General features: G+C 59.2%; 16 protein-coding genes. 1 reads left to right on the forward strand and 15 read right to left on the reverse strand.

The genetic code is table 11. The annotated features are described in order from the left end of the window. Positions 1-54: 54 nt before the first annotated feature. The 10 genes from AB1Z34_RS05185 to AB1Z34_RS05230 form a co-directional block, all read right to left on the reverse strand. Positions 55-2,841 carry a DEAD/DEAH box helicase gene (locus AB1Z34_RS05185; protein WP_016422803.1) on the reverse strand — a complete coding sequence of 929 codons (2,787 nt, stop codon included), beginning with the start codon at positions 2,839-2,841 and terminating at the stop codon, positions 55-57. 24 nt (positions 2,842-2,865) lie between these two features. Next, a complete protein-coding gene (tatC, locus tag AB1Z34_RS05190; protein WP_052317815.1) occupies positions 2,866-4,092 on the reverse strand; it encodes a twin-arginine translocase subunit TatC in 1,227 nt (408 codons plus the stop codon). An 18-nt stretch (positions 4,093-4,110) separates the two neighbouring features. Then, positions 4,111-4,461, reverse strand: coding sequence for a Sec-independent protein translocase subunit TatA (tatA, locus tag AB1Z34_RS05195; RefSeq protein ID WP_016422801.1), 351 nt, complete (start codon positions 4,459-4,461; stop codon positions 4,111-4,113). A 74-nt stretch (positions 4,462-4,535) separates the two neighbouring features. Beyond that, entirely contained in the window at positions 4,536-5,567 is a 1,032-nt protein-coding gene (locus AB1Z34_RS05200) for a YafY family protein (protein ID WP_016422800.1), read from the reverse strand. Then, the gene (locus AB1Z34_RS05205; protein WP_367158016.1) at positions 5,567-6,595 is read right to left on the reverse strand and encodes a helix-turn-helix transcriptional regulator; all 1,029 of its coding nucleotides are present in this window, start codon (positions 6,593-6,595) and stop codon (positions 5,567-5,569) included. Before AB1Z34_RS05205 ends, AB1Z34_RS05200 begins: the two co-directional genes overlap by 1 nt. A 43-nt stretch (positions 6,596-6,638) precedes the next feature. Further along, the gene (pafA, locus tag AB1Z34_RS05210) at positions 6,639-8,099 is read right to left on the reverse strand and encodes a Pup--protein ligase (protein ID WP_048734207.1); all 1,461 of its coding nucleotides are present in this window, start codon (positions 8,097-8,099) and stop codon (positions 6,639-6,641) included. A 69-nt stretch (positions 8,100-8,168) separates the two neighbouring features. Then, positions 8,169-8,363 (reverse strand): ubiquitin-like protein Pup, encoded by a 195-nt coding sequence (locus tag AB1Z34_RS05215; protein WP_005510795.1) that lies wholly within the window; start codon positions 8,361-8,363, stop codon positions 8,169-8,171. A 61-nt stretch (positions 8,364-8,424) separates the two neighbouring features. Beyond that, on the reverse strand, positions 8,425-10,002 hold the full coding sequence (dop, locus tag AB1Z34_RS05220; protein WP_367158017.1) for a depupylase/deamidase Dop: 1,578 nt from the start codon (positions 10,000-10,002) through the stop codon (positions 8,425-8,427). Further along, the gene (gene arc / locus AB1Z34_RS05225; protein WP_224784230.1) at positions 9,995-11,572 is read right to left on the reverse strand and encodes a proteasome ATPase; all 1,578 of its coding nucleotides are present in this window, start codon (positions 11,570-11,572) and stop codon (positions 9,995-9,997) included. The genes dop and arc overlap by 8 nt, the downstream gene beginning before the upstream one ends. A 109-nt stretch (positions 11,573-11,681) precedes the next feature. Then, positions 11,682-12,524: a tRNA (adenine-N1)-methyltransferase gene (locus tag AB1Z34_RS05230; protein ID WP_005510776.1), complete on the reverse strand. Its 843-nt coding sequence runs from the start codon at positions 12,522-12,524 to the stop codon at positions 11,682-11,684. A 115-nt stretch (positions 12,525-12,639) separates the two neighbouring features. Here AB1Z34_RS05230 and AB1Z34_RS05235 point away from each other — a divergent pair, with 115 nt between their 5' ends. Further along, positions 12,640-13,527, forward strand: coding sequence for a RecB family exonuclease (locus AB1Z34_RS05235; protein ID WP_016422795.1), 888 nt, complete (start codon positions 12,640-12,642; stop codon positions 13,525-13,527). Positions 13,528-13,706: 179 nt separating this feature from the next. Here AB1Z34_RS05235 and AB1Z34_RS05240 read toward each other — a convergent pair whose 3' ends face one another. From AB1Z34_RS05240 to AB1Z34_RS05260, 5 genes are all read right to left on the reverse strand, one after another. Further along, positions 13,707-15,020 (reverse strand): anaerobic C4-dicarboxylate transporter, encoded by a 1,314-nt coding sequence (locus AB1Z34_RS05240; RefSeq protein WP_016422794.1) that lies wholly within the window; start codon positions 15,018-15,020, stop codon positions 13,707-13,709. Positions 15,021-15,059: 39 nt separating this feature from the next. Next, on the reverse strand, positions 15,060-16,508 hold the full coding sequence (gene aspA / locus AB1Z34_RS05245; RefSeq protein ID WP_016422793.1) for an aspartate ammonia-lyase: 1,449 nt from the start codon (positions 16,506-16,508) through the stop codon (positions 15,060-15,062). A 258-nt stretch (positions 16,509-16,766) separates the two neighbouring features. After that, a complete protein-coding gene (gene hisG, locus AB1Z34_RS05250) occupies positions 16,767-17,612 on the reverse strand; it encodes an ATP phosphoribosyltransferase (RefSeq protein WP_016422792.1) in 846 nt (281 codons plus the stop codon). 14 nt (positions 17,613-17,626) lie between these two features. Continuing rightward, on the reverse strand, positions 17,627-17,890 hold the full coding sequence (locus tag AB1Z34_RS05255) for a phosphoribosyl-ATP diphosphatase (protein ID WP_005510825.1): 264 nt from the start codon (positions 17,888-17,890) through the stop codon (positions 17,627-17,629). A gap of 22 nt (positions 17,891-17,912) precedes the next feature. Beyond that, entirely contained in the window at positions 17,913-18,596 is a 684-nt protein-coding gene (locus AB1Z34_RS05260; protein WP_080985620.1) for an HAD family phosphatase, read from the reverse strand. Between the last annotated feature and the right edge of the window lie 138 nt (positions 18,597-18,734).

An 18,734-nucleotide genomic window follows, 5' to 3' on the forward strand; every position in this document is an offset into this window, starting at 1 on the left:
CCGGTTGAGTGGCCTCGGGGCGGCGAGGCTTCGGCTGACCAACGTAACCGGCAACTAATTGTTCAGCGCCACTACGCCCCTGCGAATTGCCTGAATAGCCTCGGCGGACTTGTCGCGAATGTCCGTGGAGTAGCCGGTCTTCTTGATCTGCTGCAGCAGGTCAATGACCTGACGGCACCAGCGGACAAAGTCGCCCGGGGTCAGCTCCGCGCCACTCTCGGCGGCGGCTTGCAGGCAGTACCCCAGCGGTGCACCCGCAGTCCACTGATGAATTGCGGTGGCAAAAGCCATATCCGGCAAGTCCGTTACCGGCAGCCGGTAACGGCGCTCGTCCTCCGACAGTTCCTCCCAGATGCGGTAGGTGTTCCCCAGCGCCTTGGCCAGCGGCTCGGTAGGCACCTCGTCACTGCCTTGACTGGCCTTGCGGTTTTCAAAGACCAAACTCGACACCGCACCGGCCAGTTCCGCGGGGTCCAGATCATCCCAAATACCGCGGCGCAGACACGTGGCCACCAGCAAATCCGAGCCGTTGTGAATCTGCGCCAGCCGCAGGCCTTCCTCGGTAATTGTCGGCTCCGCGCTCTCCGGCCATTCCACGTAGTCCATTTGTGTTAGCAACTGCAGCATGCGGTCGAATGTGCGCGCCAATGTATCCGAGGCGGAATCGACGCGCTTTTGCAGCTTGGCCACATGCGCCTCGGCCTGCCGTAGCGTATCGGCGTGACGAGCCATCGTCTCCACCGCAGGATCGCCATGTAGCGGATGCTCGCGCAGCTCCTGTCGCAGCTTCCTCACCGCCGGCGAGTTGCCACCAGTGCGACGCTTCAGCCGCTTTGGTCCCTTTAGCCCCTTGCGGCCAATCTCTGCGCGCACAATTCCGAGCGCACGTCGCGGATGCCGGTCCGCATCCCGAGGCAGCTTAATCGCGCCGACCGTCTGCGGCGCCGCTGGGAAGATATGCGGCTCCACACGCCCCACGAACCCGCCGACACTGATGACACCGGGACGTGGATTTGACTTCGAATGGTCCTCTCGGTACACCACCGCCAGCTGCACCTTCTTACCCTTCGGCAGCGGAATAACCTCGCCTCGACGGAGTCTGCGCAGCGCGGTCACCGTTTCTGTGTGGTGGTCTTCAATATTGCGGCGCTTGGCGTTCTTCTCCTCCTGGGTCAGCTTCGCGCGCAGATCCAGGTATTCAAGCATCTGGGTCAGGCGCTCGTCGTCACGCGAACTGCCTTCCTCGCTTGACGACGACGCTTCAGCCTCCGACCCTTCAGCGTGTGCGTCGGCTCCCCTGCCGAGCAATTCCGCACGCAGGGCCGCGGCTTCCTGCTTGGCCTTGGATAGTTCGGCGGCAACTCCGACGATGTCGCCATCCGCCTGGAACTGGGCGAATGAGCGCTCCATGACGCGCTTCGAGCCGTCGTAACCGAGCGTCTGCAGGAGGTTGACGCTCATGTTGTAGCTCGGCGCGAAGGTGGAAATCAGCGGATATGTGCGCGTAGATGCCAGCCCTGCGACAGCCTTCGGATCCATTGCCGGGGCCCACTGCACCACTGCGTTGCCGACAGTGTCGATACCGCGGCGGCCAGCGCGACCGGTCATCTGCGTGTACTGACCCGGCGTGAGATCCACATGTGCTTCGCCGTTGAACTTGACCAGCTTCTCCAGCACGACCGTGCGGGCAGGCATGTTGATGCCCAGTGCGAGCGTCTCGGTGGCGAAGACGACCTTGACCAGGCCTTCGTTAAAGAGCTCTTCGACAATGTGCCGGAACGCCGGCAGCATGCCCGCGTGGTGTGCCGCAAAACCACGGATGAGAATGCGGCGCCAGCGCAGGAAGCCGAGAACCTGCAGGTCTTCCTTCGGAATGTGCGCAACACCGTCATCGATGATCTTGGCGATGCGCTCCTGCTCATCCCGGTCAGTGAGCTCTGCGCGAGTAGCGCCGACCTGCGCCAGCGCGCCTTCGCAGCCCGCGCGGGAGAAGATGAAAACAATTGCGGGCAGCATGTTCATGGAACCGAGCATGCGGATAACATCGCCGCGCTTCGGCGGGCGGAACTTGCGCTGCCCCTTATCGCCCCAGCTATACGAGCGTCCACCGCCCTTGTGCTTTTTGTACTGGTAGCGCTCCCTGGCCCCAGCGTCGCCGTAGCCGAACTCGGCACGACGGCACGCCTCCAACAGGTCCTGATTGACCTTGTCCGACTTCGCCTCGAAAAGCGGATAGAGCCGGTTTCCCACCAGCATGTGCTGATGCAGCGGAACCGGGCGCAGATCCGTGACAATGACGTCCGTGTGCCCGCGCACCGTGGACAGCCAGCGGCCGAACTCCTCGGAGTTGGACACCGTCGCGGACAAACCGATGACGGCCACGGACTGGTCGAGGTTCAAAATAACCTCTTCCCAGACAGCGCCGCGCTCGCGGTCTGCGAGGTAGTGAATCTCGTCCATCACCACATGCGTGAGCCTCTTCAGCGTCGGCGAGTCCGCATAAATCATGTTGCGCAGCACCTCGGTGGTCATCACCACGATGTCCGCGTCGCCATTAATAGAAGTGTCGCCAGTGAGCAGGCCTACGCGGTCCTCGCCGTAGTCCTCGATTAGGTCGTGGTACTTCTGGTTGCTCAACGCCTTGATAGGTGTGGTGTAAAAGCACTTGCCACCGCGCTCAAGAGCTGCATAAATAGCGAATTCGCCAACAATGGTCTTGCCCGCACCGGTGGGTGCACAGACGACAACGCCCCGCCCTGCCTCAATTGATTGGCAGGCGCGGAGCTGAAAGTCGTCAAGATCGAAATCCTGTTGGCTGACGAAATCGCCGAGAAGAGTCATGCCTCTAGAGTGTCATAAACCGCGCTAGAGAACATCATCAAAGTCGCTCGTCGGACGATTTCGCAAGTCCTGCGTCGGCATCGGAGTCTCCGGAATCATGCCCTGTGGCCGTGGTGGACGCGAATTGCGAGTAGGACGCATCTGGGATGCCCGCGTCGGCGTCGGCGCGTTCACTGGCGTGGGGCCAGAGACCGGAGAGGTCGTCGGGGCCGCTGATGCCGTCGGCATGCCGCCCGGCTGAATCGACGTCGGCGCACTTACTGAAGTCGGGGCGTCGATGCCGCCCACGTCACCGATACCGCCAGTAGAGCCAATTGGACCGGAGGCCGTGATTGGTCCGGAGCCTTGTTCGTCATCCAAATCCAGCCATTCCGGACGCTCATTTGCTTTACGACGGTCATGGAGGCGACAAATCTGGATTGCGACTTCCACCAGCAATGTCAGCGCCGTCGCCATTGCGACCATAGATATTGGTTCCTGACCTGGGGTCATAAAAGCCGCAAAGACAAACAGCGACATGATGATAATGCTGCGTTTGTCCTTGATGCCCTCGTAGGTAATGACGCCCGCCATATTCAACATCACCACGAAGAGTGGAACTTCGAAGCTGACTCCGAAAACCAGAATTAGTGCGAGGACGAAACCGAAGTATTGCGAACCGGTGAGTGCAGAAATCTGCGTTTCTTTACCGATCTGAAGCAAGAACTCCAAACCGAAGGCGACAACGAAGTAAGCCAGGACGGAACCCATGACAAACAGCAGTGCTGCGGCAGTCACAACTCGGCGGGTGGTGCGGCGTTCCTTCCGAACCAAGCCAGGGGTGATGTAGGCCCAAATTTGGTAGAGCCACCATGGCGACGACATCACCAGACCGGCCAACGCGCCGACCTTTAGTCGCAGCATGAACATTTCGAACGGACTGGTCGCCAGCAGACGACACTCCGCACCCTCGCCGCCGCCGAGACGCATCTCGGGTGGAAGCTGACAGTACGGATCCTTGAGCAATTCACCCAGGGACTTAAAGTGCAGCGGACCGACATCGGTCGAGGTAAACGGTATGCGGAACTGGCCAATTGTAAAGGCGGTCTGGTACCAGATGAAGCCCACAACAGTGCCAACGGCGATACCAGCAAGAGAGAGAACGAGACGACGCCGGAGCTCTTGAATGTGCTCGACAATAGTCATCACGCCCTCGGGATTGCGCTTACGTTGGCGCTTCCGAGGACGTGATGTGGATGTAGCTGAAGTCACGCTTCAACCGGCCTTCTACTACTGCTGCGGCTGGCCAGGGTTGTTCTGGCCAGGCTGCGGCTGGTACGGCTGCTGCGGCTGAGCCTGCGGCGCCGGCTGCTGGTACTGCTGCTGCGGCTGAGCCTGCGGCGCCGGCTGCTGGTACTGCTGCTGCGGCTGGTACGGCTGCTGTGGCTGGGCCTGCGGAGCCTGCTGGATTGCAGCCTGCTCCTGCTGCTCGTCATCGTTGCGCATTTCCTTGACTTCGGACTTGAAGATACGCATGGAGCGGCCGAGCGAACGAGCGGCATCCGGCAACTTCTTTGCGCCAAAGAGCAAAACAAGAACGACCAGGATAATGATGATTTCCCAGGGACCTAGGTTCGGCATCCGCTTAGAGACCTTTCAAATGAATACAAATACAAGTGGCAAGTTGCCACATTGTGCGCGATAGAAGCTCTAGTTTAAGCTTTGTCGTTTCGACCATACTCTGCCAAAGCTTCGGAAGCTCGCGCAACAACGGCGTTTTTCAATTTTAGGGGCTCAGTGACTTTTACGCTCGGTGAACGGCGGAGCACAAAGGAGACTGTTGCAGCCAGGTCGGACATGGGCACGTCAGCGGCAAATTTCGACTGCCCTAAGCCTTGGTCAGAGACCGGTTCGGTATCCTCTTCTTCTCCCTCATCTTCAGTAAAGAAGACCGGTTCATAGTCTGCGATCCACGTAGCATCGGCGTCGATAAGCACACTCGCCCATTCGGACGTTCCCGTTTCCGCACCAAAGGCGTGGGGATCACGGATATCGACAGGCTCTGGGCGGTGGAAACCGGCGGGAGTGTCGAGGACCTCGGCGGCCTCCAGGCGGTCGACGCGGAAGCTCTTCTGGCGACGGTCTTCCTGCGCACGGTCGACAGCGCGGAGATACGTCGTGGACTCAACTGTATAAACGTTGACACAGTCAAGCTCACGGACTGTAACCTGCCCTGAGGCATTCCGGTAGCGCACCTTCAACACCTTGCGCTGATGCAGTGCGGCGTAAATCTGCTCAGAATAGGAAAAGGATTTGCCATCGTCCGCGGCGGTCGAGTCAATGATGGGGACGTTTGTTCCCAGAGCACTGCGTAGTTTTGTCGCGGCCGTCTGCGCGGCCTCGGAGGAAGTGGTGGCTGCGGAGTCCTCGATGGTTTCCAGGATGAGCAGCAAGGTCGCGGTTTCTTCGGCTGTGAGCGCACGTGGCTGGCTGAGCACCGTTGCCTGAGGGCGAATACGGACATCAAAGCTGTTGCGGTAATCAACTTCAAAAGCCCGCACTCCGAGGAGTCCCGGCTGGTCGATGTCGGCAATCTGCTCCACGATTGCCCGAATTCGGGCGAAAGGAATGGCCAGCTCGGTAGCGGCCTCTGTCATTGAACGGTGCTGCGAAAAATACGGTACGACCGCCAACAACTCGTCGACGCTGACACCTGCGTCAAGTTCCCGGGCTGCATGCACTGTCATTAGTTGCCCTCCAAAGCGTTCTTCGCACCATTCAATCCGCCATGGCGAGCGAGTACCTGCTCCAACCGAGCAATAATCTCCGACCGTGCCTCTTCAGGTGATTCCACAATCAAATCCGGTGCGTAACTCAAACCTGTGGACACAATCTCACTCACAGGTGCCGCTGGCAGCTCGTAGCGCCCATCCCCCAACGCGGTCGCTTTCATCACCACATCAGCGCAGGTATTCGGAGCGATACGAACAACCGCCTGATAGGTCTTGCCACCGCGGTGCAACATGTTTTCCGCAATCTGTTGCAAGTCACCATCGGGCATTGGCTGGGTCGCCGACGTCCCTGTATCCGACACATCGCGGATACGGCTGAGCCGGAACATACGCGCCGCCTCACGCTGCGGATCAAAGCCCAACACATAAAAGCGCCCGCGCAGGTTAATCAGACCCCACGGCTCCAGCACGCGCAGTTCATCATCCACGCCGTACTGGCGGGAGTACCACATCTCCACTGTCCGGCGCGGCGAGGTCATTGCAGTCAGCAGTGTGCTGAAATCCACTCGACTCATATCCACCGCATCGGCCACCACCACCGACTCATCCGGCTTCGCAATGGCGCTGCGCTGCGCAAACGATGCGAGCTTCCGCCACGCCGCCACAGCCGTCGAGCTCAGCTCCTCCGAACCAAACGCCGCATTCGCCGCCTGGAAAACCACCGAAGCCTCCGCTTCAGTGAACTCGGGGTCGTGCTGGGGCCACCGTAGTCTGTTCAGGCGCAGACGTTTGACCTTATCGCCCGCGCTTGACGACGAAACCTCCACCGGGACCCCGGCTGCCAGGAGTGCCGCGGTGTCCGCACGTAAATAACGAGCCCGGGAATCCTCGGAAACACGGGAGTAACCCTCGACATGTTTGGAGATCCACGACTCGCTGACCCACCCGGTGTCGTCGGCAAGCGCCAACAGCAGCTGAACCTGGCGTTGGGTCTCACTGATCGCAGCGGATCCGGGGCTTTCCGATACCGGTGGGACAGACACGACTGTGGGGCTCCTTTTCCTGGGGCAGTTTCCGGGGGCGGAACTAGTTTTCCGGATCCGTATCCGAGGTCTTCTTCGCGGCCGTCAGAATCTCGATCATCTCATTGACCTCATTGTTTTCCGTGGCAAAGGGGTCGCCGAGCATGGTGGAGATGGGATCGTCACCGGAAATCTTCAGGTGTGTCCAGTCCACTACGGTCTTCAAACTGGAGTCTTCAGCTGCAACGAGGAAATCACCGCGCAGCTTCGCACGAGTAGTTGGCGGTGCGATGCGGACTGCCTCAGCGACCTGCTCATCGGTGATCCACCGCGAGGCAATGCCACGGGCTTCCAGCGCACGGAAGATGCCTCGGCCGGGACGGATGTCGTGGTAGGCCAAGTCGATTTGATGAAGCTTGGGGTCCTCCAGCGTTAGACCGCGATCCAGGTAGCGTTTCATGAGCGAGTACTTAATGGCCCAGTCAATGTCGTGCTCAATGAGAGACCAGTCACCGGTTTCCACGGCATCCAGCGCGCGACCCCACAGCTCGACGATGCGGCCCATTTCCTCGTTGGACGTGCCGGCCCCGGCAATGCCCTTGTCTTCATTGACCATGTTTTCTTCGCGGACCTTCAGCCACTCCGTCGCAGCGTCCAGGAACTCGCGTTGAATCTGCAGTGCGGTGGCAGTTTCGCCACTGCGCAGTGGAATCTCGGCCTTGCCGGTCATATCGCGGCTCACCGCACGGATGGACTTGATTTCGTTGGCGACTTCGAAGTCCGGCAACTTCACGCCGGCTTCAATCATCTCCAGTACCAGCTGAGTGGAGCCAATTTTGAGCGCAGTCGTCGTCTCACTCATGTTGGAGTCGCCCACGATGACGTGCAAGCGGCGGAAGCGGTTGGAGTCCGCGTGTGGCTCATCGCGAGTGTTAATAATCGGCCGGGAGCGCGTCGTTGCACTGGAGACGCCCTCCCACACATGATCCGCGCGCTGCGAGAAGCAGTACTGAATCGGATCGTTGTGATACGGCGAGGTTGGGTACGGCAGGAAAATCTTCCCCGCGCCACAGATGAGCTGTCGCGTAACCAAGAAAGGTAGCAGCAGCTTGGACAGGGACTTCAGTCCCAGTTCACGTCCAACCAGGTAGTTTTCGTGACAACCGTAGGAGTTACCGACGGTATCAACGTTGTTCTTCAGCAGGTAGACCTTGCCACCGATGCCCTCGTCGGCAAGCTCTGCTTCAGCCTTTTCAGCGAGTTCATTCAAGATGACCTCGCCCGAGCGGTCGTACGCTACCAGCTGCGAGACCGAATCGCACTCAGCGGTAGCGTACTCCGGGTGGCTTCCGACATCGAGGTACATACGACCAGCATTGGGGGTGAAAATGTTGGTTGCCCCGTACTTAGCGATCACCGGGCGGAACATGTAGCGGGCAATCTCATCCGGTCCCAGACGGCGCGAGCCATCCAGCGTCAGAGTGATGCCGAACTCGGTCTCAATACCGGTGATGCGTCGGGTCAACGCCTGTGCCGGTACCGGTGTCGGCGTTGCTTCCGGCTCCTGCTGCCCTACCTGCTGGTCAGTCACTTTTTACTGGCCACCCTTCTGTACATACGAGCGCACGAACTCCTCGGCGTTGTTCTCCAGCAGACCATCAATTTCATCCAGCAGGTCGTCAGCAGCTGCAACGTGCTCCTGAGCCTGACCGCCGCCAGCGACCTCGCCGAACTCTTCCTCGTCGCCTCCGCCGGAACCGCCGCCGAAAACCTGAGTGTTACCAGCCATGATTTTGCTCCTTCAAGAAAAACTTTTGAGTATTACTGCTCTATTACTGCACTATGCGTGCCTATTGTTCGCGGATAGCCCCGAGCGTACGCAGATGCTCGACCACCTCGGCCACTGTCTCCGCAGACTCCAACACGTCACCGCATTCTGCGGCAGTGAAACGGTCAACTTCATCCAGCGTAATGTAGGCCAGCGTAATTCCAGGCGACTCCACGTCACGAGTGCTCCGATACACCCCCGCGGTGTCCACCACCAAGCTGGTCCAACTGCCCGCGACGACATCCTTGCCAAAGCGGCGCAGAATGCCACCGCGTACATACGCACGCGTGGATTCCGGCGCGTATTCAACCGCGCGGTCGACTTCTTCCTCTGTCACGAGCGTGCGCATCGAACCACGGCGCACCAGCGCATGGTACAGCCCACGAGCCGGATCAATATCCGAGTACTGAATATCAATCAACGCCAACTTCGGGTGGTCCCAGCCCGCGCCCAGGCGGGTACGCAGGCCCTCCATGAGGTTGTATTTCGCCACCCAATCCAGCAGGTGGGCTGCCTTGCGGGGGTCGTCGGAAAGCACGTCGAGCACTTCACGCCAGAGCTTGACGACGTCGCCCTGCTGGTCGTAGCTCTCCACGCGACGCAGGTACTCGTACTGCATTTCCACTGCGGACATCCACGTGACATGGTCTGCCAGCTGCAGCTTCTCGGTGCAAGTCAAGTCTCGGGAGACCTTATGGACGGCCTCGACGGGGTTGCGGAGCTGCAGGTCGTCGAAACGCACGCCGTCCTCGATGGCGTCGATGACCAAACCTGTGGTGCCCAGCTTGAGGAAGGTGGCGACCTCGCTCATGTTGGCATCACCGATGATGACGTGCAGGCGGCGGAAGCGATCGGAGTCTGCGTGTGGTTCATCGCGGGTGTTGATGATGCCGCGGTTCAAAGTGGTCTCCAGCGAGACCTCAGTCTCGATGTAGTCCGCGCGCTGCGAAATCTGGAAACCCGACTCCTGCCCCGTCTGCCCCAGACCCACGCGACCAGCGCCCGTGAACACCTGGCGGGTGACGAAAAACGGCGTCAGACCGGCGACGATGTCATCGAACTCGGTTTCTCGGGAGAAAAGGTAGTTCTCGTGGGCACCATACGAGGCGCCCTTGCCATCGACATTGTTGCGGTAGAGCTTCAGCATCGGACCTGGATTGCCCTCAGCATCGGTGGCTTCGGCGGCAAGCTGAGCTGCGCGCAGCATAATCTTGTCACCTGCGCGGTCAGCGATAACCGCCTCGCGGGCGGTTGCCGTCTCCGGTGAGGAGTACTCCGGGTGCGCGTGATCGACGTAGAAACGGGCACCATTTTGCACCAGCAGGTTTGCAGCGCCGACGGCATTCGGGTCAACAATCGGTGGCTGGTGGTAACGGCGCAGGTCGAAACCACGGCTGTCGCGCAGTGGCGACTCTGGTGCGTAATCCCAGCGGATGCGCCCCGACAGGCCCTCCTCCTGCTCATGCGCGAAAGCGAGCACGGCCTGCGTGGAGGTGAGAATTGGGCTGACATCCGGGTTGTCCGGGCTGGAAATGCCGTACTCAATCTCCGTGCCGAAGAAGCGGTTCGACTGTGCAGAACTGGCGGCGGATTTAGCCATGGCGAATCACCTCGACCGAGGCAACGCGCGCCGCTGGACGACCGGAGATGCGAGCCCACTCATCCGGGTTCGAGGTGTTTGGCAGGTCCTCGTTCTGCGCGAACTCCTCCGCCACTGCAGACAGCAGGTGATCCAAGCTAATACCAGCCTCGCCGCCAGCGATAACCGACTTGATGGCGGACTTCTTCGCACGGTCGACGATGTTGGAAATCATCGCGCCGGAGTTGAAATCGCGGTAGTACATAACTTCGCTGGTGCCATCGGCATAGCGAATCCGCACGTACTCGTTTTCTTCCGTCTTGGCGTACATCCGCTCAACAACCTGGTCAATGAGGTGTGCGACATTCTGCTCCACCCCACCGCGCGCTTCCACCTCGGCTGCGTTATACGGCAGCTCTGGAGTCAAGTACTTGCGGAAGATATCCTTCGCCGCAGCCTCATTCGGGCGCTCAATGCGGATTTTCACATCCAAGCGTCCTGGGCGCAGAATTGCCGGGTCAATCATCTCCTCGCGGTTGGTGGCACCAATCACGATGACGTTTTCCAGCCCCTCCACACCGTCAAGTTCACTGAGCAGCTGCGGGACCACTGTGTTTTCCATATCCGAGGAGATGCCCGAACCACGAGTGCGGAAAATCGAGTCCATCTCATCGAAGAAGACAATTACCGGCTTGCCATCCTCGGCAATGTCGCGAGCGCGGTCAAAAATCAGGCGAATCTGACGCTCGGTCTCACCCACGAACTTGTTCAGCAGCTCCGGGCCCTTGACATTCAAGAAGTACGATTGCGCCCGCTGCGCCTCCGCCTCGCTCTTGCCTCGGGATAGCGCAATCTTGCGTGCCAACGAATTAGCCACAGCCTTGGCAATCAGCGTCTTACCATTGCCGGGAGGGCCGTAGAGCAGCACACCCTTCGGTGGACGCAGGTTGTACTGCTCAAACAGTTCTGGCTGCAGGAACGGCATCTCCACGGCATCGTGAATCTGCTCAATCTGGCTGTCCAAACCACCGATATCCGTGTAGGTGACATCCGGTACCTCTTCCAGCACCAGGTTTTCCACCTCGGACTTCGGAATGACCTCAAACGCATAGCCCGACTTGCGGTCAATCATCACCGAGTCCCCCGGCTTCGGCGACAAATCCCCCGCCAGAGACACCACGAATTCCTCACCGTGAGTATCCGAGGCCAAAATGCGCTCCCGATCCGGCAGCACCTCACGAACATTGGCGATGTCGCCGCTTTCCGGATAACCGCAGTCCTCCACGATTATCGAGCCCTCATTCAGACGCACCTGCGCGCCCGGCCGAAGCGCCCGCTCATTAATCTCCGGCTGCACCCGCAGGCGCATCCGTCGATTTCCGGTAAAAACCTCTGCGGTGCCTTTCTCCGGCCCCGGCTTAAGGAAAATACCGTACGTGCTAGGCGGCTCCAGCATGTCCTCCATGTCTTGGCGCAGTAGCTCTAGCTTGTTACGGGAGTCCCGCAACAGCTCAACCAGGCGATTATTTCGAATGCCGAGGTTGTAGTTCTTCTGCTCAAGATCACGGATTTTGTCAGACGGCGTTGTCATGTATCCCAGATTACCCATAGGGCCAGATGCCGTTGTTGCTTGGTCGATTTAGACCGTGTGTCGCATCACGCTTTACGACGGCTACACCTCCCAGCGCGTAGAGGCGGGTCTAGAGCTTCTTTTGATTTCGTCGCTGTGGGCGCGGAGGCACCGTGCCGTCGGCAAGCCTGCGTGCCCACACCAGGAATGCGGTATGTGCCTGCATACGGTGCGCCGGGCGGACGGAGAGATCCTGAACATTCCAGTCGCGGACCAGGGATTCCCAGGCGCGTGGTTCGGTGAAGCACTTCTGCGCGCGGATGCCCTCCATGACCTTCATTAGCTGCGGAACAGTGGCGACATAGACCATGAGCACGCCGCCAGGCTGAAGCACCTTCGAAACGGTGTCCAGGCATTCCCATGGAGCGAGCATGTCCAGAATGACTCGGTCGACCGGGCCGCCGAGCGACTCGACGGAGGCCTCGTTGAGATCGCCCAGGCGCAAGTCCCAGTTGTCGGGCTTGTGACCCATGAAGTCGACAACGTTGCGTTCCGCGTGCTCGATGTGGTCCTCGCGGACCTCGTAGGAAATAAGCTGCCCGTCAGCGCCAATGGCGCGGAGCAGGTTGAGACTGAGCGCGCCGGAGCCAGCGCCGGCCTCCAACACGCGCGCACCTGGGAAGATGTCGCCCTCGACGATGATCTGTGCGGCATCCTTCGGGTAAATCACCGCAGCACCGCGCGGCATGGACAGGACGTAATCGACCAGCAAGTGACGCATGGCCAGGTAGACGGTGCCTTCGCCGGAGGTGACGGTGGTGCCTTCCTTGGCGCCGATGAGGTCGTCGTGGAGGATGGTGCCGCGGTGAGTGAAGAACTTGCCACCCTCCTCGAGGATGACGGTGAAGTGGCGATTCTTCGAGTCAGTCAGCTGGACTCGGTCGCCGACCTGGAATGGTCCGCTCAATGCCATAGGTGTGTGGGCTCCTTTTGGGGTTTGGTTGGGTCGGGTTGGGTCTGGTTCGGTTTGGTTGGGTCGGGTTGTGTCGGGTGCAGCCAAATCCGGGCGGTACTCTAACCTGGCTAGTATGCCCGACAATGCCCAAAGTTCTAAGTCAGCTGTTCAGCCTTCCCGCCGCTCTAAGTTGGCGCTGTCGCCGTCGAGAGCTAATGACTACCGCCAGTGCCCGCTGAAGTACCGGTTCCGTGCGATTGACAAGATTCCGGAGCCGTCGACTGTCGCGCAGGTCAAGGGCACGTTGGTGCATGCTGTGCTCGAACAGATGCATGCCTGGCCCCGTGAAGAACGCACTTACCCCGCAGCGGTGAAGCGTTTGAAGCCGACCTGGGAGGACATGCGTGCAAAGGACGAGGAACTGATTGAGCTAGTTCCGGAGGATGATTACTACGACTTCCTGGTCGAATGCCGCGGACTGCTCAAGGGTTATTTCATGATGGAAAACCCCATGGGCTTCGATGCGGCCGAGATGGAAAAGTTCGTTCAGCTGGTTATCGATCCGGATGCAGATCAGACTGTGCCGTTGTCGGTGCCACTTCGTGGTTTTATCGACCGCGTCGATATTGCCCCGACCGGTGAGGTTCGGATTGTCGACTACAAGACGGGCAAGAAGCCCTCTCCTCGCTTCCAGGATGAGGCACTCTTCCAGATGCGGTTTTACGCGCTGGTGTGGTGGCGGCTCACCGGTCGTATCCCGGAACAGCTGCGGTTGATGTACCTGAAGGTCGCCGATGACCTGGTGCTGAGTCCCAACGCGACAGAATTAGAGGCCTTCCAAGCGGAGATTGCTGACTTGTGGTCGGCGATCGTGCGCGACGGTGAAAACGGTGACTTTGTACCGAAGAAGTCCAAGCTCTGCGGGTGGTGTTCTTTCCAGGAGATGTGCCCTGCCTATGGCGGGGTCACACCGGAGTACCCCGGTTGGCCGGGTGCTGTCGGCGATGGTGGCGCTGAGTAAAAGCTGCGGATGGCGGTGGCTCTCGCGGCGATGTTAGCTTTCGCGGGGTGCCGCCGTCGGCGGTAACGGTGCCAGTAAAAGTTACTGACTAGGTTTATGACAGGTGAATGGAATTCACAGCTTCGATTTTGTCATAAACCTAGTCAGTTTCTCTATACGGTGTTTTAGGTAGTCCCCCACTACAGCAGTGCGCTGCCGAAGGCGAAACCGAACGCGACGGACAGGGCAATACATAAGGTGCCTGGGATGATGAACGAGTGGTTAAACACGTATTTGCCAATTCGGGTTGTGCCAGTGTCGTCCATCTCCACCGCGGCAAGGAGCGTCGGGTAAGTAGGCAGTACGAATAGCGCGGAAGTCGCTGCGAAGGAAGCAATCGCAGTGATGGGAGAAACTCCCACCGCGAGTGCAGCGGGCATGATGGCCTTTGCCGTGGCCGCCTGCGAGTACAGCAATGCGGCCGCGAAGAAGAGCACGATTGCCAGCATCCACGGCATTGTGGTCAGTAGGCTGCCGGACGCGGCCTTAATGTCGTCGATGTAGTGGTTGATAATTGTGGTTCCCAGCCACGCCACACCGAGAACGCAGACGCTGGCGGACATGCCCGATTTGAACACCGGTGTGTTCAAAATGGTTGCCGCGTCCAACTTGCAGGCCAGCACGATAACGGTGGCAGCGGTCAACATGATTGACATGATCGCCTCGTTTCGTGGGAGCGTGGGGTCAGCGATGAGGCCGACCTGTTCAGTGCTGATGGTCGCGTAGACCATCACCGCGAGAATCGAGAGTAGGAAAATCGCCACGGACCACTTGGCCGACTTGGTTGGCACGTATTCGCTCATCTGGCCACGTGGCTTGGAGACTAACCCCTTTTCCAAGCGGCTTTGATACTCCGGATCGTCGTCAAGCTCTTTGCCTAGGTGATTCGTGACAAAGGCGGTCGGAAGGATGGCGAGGAACGTCGAAGGAATGACAATCGCCAGGAGTGTGAGATAACCAACGCCGCGGGGTTCCATGAGCGAAGCCATCAGCACCACAGCCGCTGAAATGGGTGATGCCGTAATCGCCAACTGAGATGCGATGACCGCCACGGACAGCGGGCGGGACGGGCGAACGCCTCCCTCCTTGGATACTTCGGCGATAACTGGGAGGGTGGAAAATGCGGTGTGGCCGGTGCCGGCGAGCAGTGTCATCAGGTAGGTGACAACCGGGGCCCAGTAGGTGATGTGTCGCGGATTCTTGCGCAGCAACCGTTCGGCAATGTGGACGAGATAGTCCATGCCTCCGGCCTTCTGCATAGCGGCAATTGCCGCGATTACCGACATAATGATGCCGATGACATCGAACGGAATGTCGTCTTTGGTGACCGGAACCCCGGTGATGCCCAGCGCCAAAACGCCCAGCCCACCGGCGAACCCGATAGCAATTGAACCAAGACGCGCGCCAAGGAGGATCGCTGCTAGAACGATAGAGATTTGGACGGCAACTAACATGTGTATCTCCGAAAAGTCACTCGTTAGACTTGTTGCCGCTTAGGACAAATCGTCGAGGCGAGACTCCCCTGCCACGTAGCGCTTCCCCCGGTATTCCGGGTGCATGAGGTTCTCGGTGCTCAGGACCTGGTTGAGCTCCTTCTCGTCCATCAGCCCGCGTTCGAGGACAATGTCCCGGACGGAGCGGCCAGTGCGAGCGGCTTCCTTGCCAATCATATCGCCCTCGTGGTGGCCAATGACCGGATTCAGGTAGGTCACGATACCGATGGAGTTTTCCACATAGCCGCGGCAAACTTCCGGGTTAGCGGTGATGCCGGTAATGCACTTGTCGCGCAGAGTGTCGGTAGCACTGCGCAGCAGTTCAATCGACTCGAAGAGGCATGCGCCGATGACAGGCTCCATCACGTTTAGCTGCAACTGGCCAGCCTCGGCTGCCCAGGTCAGGGTCACGTCGTTGCCGAAGACCTTGAAGCAGGCCTGGTTCGCGACCTCTGGGATTACCGGGTTAACCTTTGCCGGCATAATCGAAGACCCAGCGGCGCGCTCCGGAAGGTTGATTTCATTCAGTCCGGCTCGTGGACCCGATGCCAGCAGGCGCAGGTCGTTGCACATCTTGGAAATCTTCATGGCCGCGCGCTTCAGGGATGCATGCACGCTGACGTAGGCGCCGGTATCGCTGGTGGCTTCGATTAGGTCCTTCGCAGAGGTCACCTTAAAGCCACTGACCTCACGCAGCGCCTGGGTCACGGCCTCGCGGTAGCCTGCCGGCGCATTTACACCGGTACCGATAGCGGTTGCTCCCAGGTTGATTTGCAGCAGGCGTGCCGACGCAGTTGCGATGGACTCCTGCTCTTCCTCAAGGTTGTGGGCAAATGCGTGGAAAGCCTGTCCCAGGGTCATGGGAACGGCATCCTGCAGCTGCGTGCGCCCCATTGTGATGATGTCGTTGAATTCATCACCCTTGGCGTGTAGAGCCTCAACCAGGGAGTCGAAGTGCTTCTGCAGGCTCAGCAGCGACATGTGGATGGCAAGACGGAAACCTGTTGGGTAGGCATCGTTGGTTGACTGGCACTGGTTGACATCATCGTTGGGGTGAATGACGTCGTATCGGCCCTTTTCCAGGCCGAGCAGTTCTAGAGCGAGGTTAGCGATGACCTCGTTGGTGTTCATGTTGAGACTGGTGCCAGCTCCACCCTGGAAGACATCGATTGGAAACTGATCCATGCAGCGTCCCTTTTCCAGGATTTCATCACATGCGGCGACGATGATGTCTGCAACATCGCTGGGCAGCGTGTGGACGCGCTGGTTGGCAATGGCCGTGGCCTTCTTCACCATCACCATGCCACGAATGAATTCGGGCACGTCGTTGATGGTCTTGGCTGAGATTTGGTAGTTGTCGATTGCGCGCAGGGTGTGGATGCCGTAGTAAGCCTCTGCCGGGACCTCCATAGAGCCAAGCAGGTCGACCTCGGTACGTGTTGCGGACATGTGGAAGCAATCCCTTCTAGCCTTTTAGCAGACCTAGTAGACGCAGCCTTGTGGGCCACATTTAGTGGCGATGATTGGTTACACCGCCAAAACTACAGCGCTGGCGTATGTGCCGCATGTACAGGCATAAAGTTACTGCTTCGGTCCGGCTAACGCCGTGCGCACTCTTAGTGTCAATATTACTACCTACGCTAGCGTAGGTAAAGGGTGGATTCAGCTAGGAAGCTCCCACTGGATAGCGTGTAAGGGTCGCGTGACTTAAATACGCGCGATACGGATATTCGAAGCCAAGATCGCCTCGGCACCAATCTTTGCCAGTGCGTCCATGAGCGGGTTGGCCTCTGCCTTCGGAACTAGCGCGCGAACTGCTACCCAATCCTCGTTAGCCAGCGGCGACACGGTCGGACCAGACAGGCCCGGGGTGAGCTTGGATGCCTCTTCCAGCGCGGACGCACGGATGTTGTAGTCAATCATCAAGTACGTCTTGGCATGCAGAATGCCGGTCATGCGACGTAGGAACACCTGCTGCTCCTCGGTGACCTCTACGCCCTTGCGTCCGACAACAACTGCCTCAGAGCTGACCAAAACATCGCCGAATGGCTTCAATCCCTGCTTGCGCAGGGTACGACCGGTGGAGACAACATCGGCGATTACGTCGGCAACTCCCAAGCGGATGGAAATCTCCACTGCACCATCAAGGCGAATAACGGTGGCGTTAATGCCACGAGCCTTCAGATCCTCGCGCACCAGGTTCGGGTACGAGGTGGCAATGCGCTTGCCCTCCAGAGCTTCTACGGTCCACTCCTCATCGGCCGGAGCGGCGTAGCGGAAGGTCGAGGCGCCGAAGCCCAGATTCAGAACCTCATCGACCGGAGCCAGCGAGTCAGCGGCCAGGTCGCGGCCGGTGATGCCCAAATCCAGATGGCCGTTGCCAACGTAGATGGGAATATCCTTCGGGCGGAGGAAGAAAAACTCAATGTCGTTGGCTTCGTCGTGGATGGTCAGGCTCTTGGAGTCGCCTCGACCCGGGTAGCCAGCTTCCTTCAGGATTTCGACTGCCGCCTCGGACAGCGATCCTTTGTTGGGCACGGCAATACGCAGCATGGTGTTGATTTCTCCTACAGGTACTTGTAAACATCCTCGGGGCTCAGCCCGCGACCGACCATGACCACCTGCAGCCAGTACAACAGCTGCGAAATCTCCTCTGCGAGGGCTTCGTCAGATTCGTGCTCAGCTGCAAGCCAGACCTCACCGGCCTCTTCGACAATTTTCTTGCCCTGGAAATGCACACCAGCGTCCAGCGCCTTGACTGTGCCCGATCCCTCGGGGCGCGACTGTGCTTTTTCCTTCAGCTCTGCAAACAGGTCATCAAAGTTCTTCACCCGGTCTATTGTTCCATGTCGTCTACTCGCCCGCGAAAGCAGCCCGCAATAAGCCCAAATTCGAGGTATCCAAATTGCCCGAAATGAAGCGCGCCGGGGGTACTAACGTCCCCACATCAGCCTGCGAAACGCTCACATCCGGCATTGGATTCCACACCACCGTGCATCCCGCAGCGAGTGCAGAGCGCACCCCCGTTGAGGAATCTTCGATAGCCAGGCAGTCCTCTGGCGCAAATCCGGCTAGCTCTGCGCCACGCAAGTACGGATCCGGTGCCGGTTTGCCGTTGGCCACCTCATCGCTACACACTGTTGCGGCGAAGTGCTGCTCCCCCATGACATCAATGCAGGGTTGCGCCACGTGCCGACGGGTATTGGTCACCAACACCACCGGAATGTCAGCAGCCCGGGCCTGGTCCAAAATCGCCGGCACACCCGGGCGCCACTCCACCCCATGTTCTAGAACCAATTCAGTGAAGCGACCTTCGACGAATTGGGAGCCCGAGGCAAACAGCTCGTCGTCAAGCGTGCGTCCCGCATGGTCAGCACAAATCGACAGCGTATCCCAGAGTGTGTTGCCGACGCACTGCATGCGCAACTCCGGAGTCAGGCGACGGCCTACGAATTCCGAGAGGTCGTACGTGGCAATCTCCCACAGAGGTTCCGTGTTGATGAGGCTGCCGTCCATGTCCCACAAAATTGCTTTCACACCATGCGACTATGCCAGGCAATCAAGCATTTAGCGATTATGTCAGCAAAACCGTCGGATGAAGGTTTAGAGTTTCAGGAAGGAAAGTATGTTGCGGTGCTGCATGAAATCACCGCATGAACGTGTCCCGCGTGAATG

It is taken from the genome of Corynebacterium sp. 045007 (assembly GCF_040743205.1).
In the GTDB taxonomy this organism is placed as follows: Bacteria; Actinomycetota; Actinomycetes; order Mycobacteriales; family Mycobacteriaceae; genus Corynebacterium; species Corynebacterium jeikeium_D.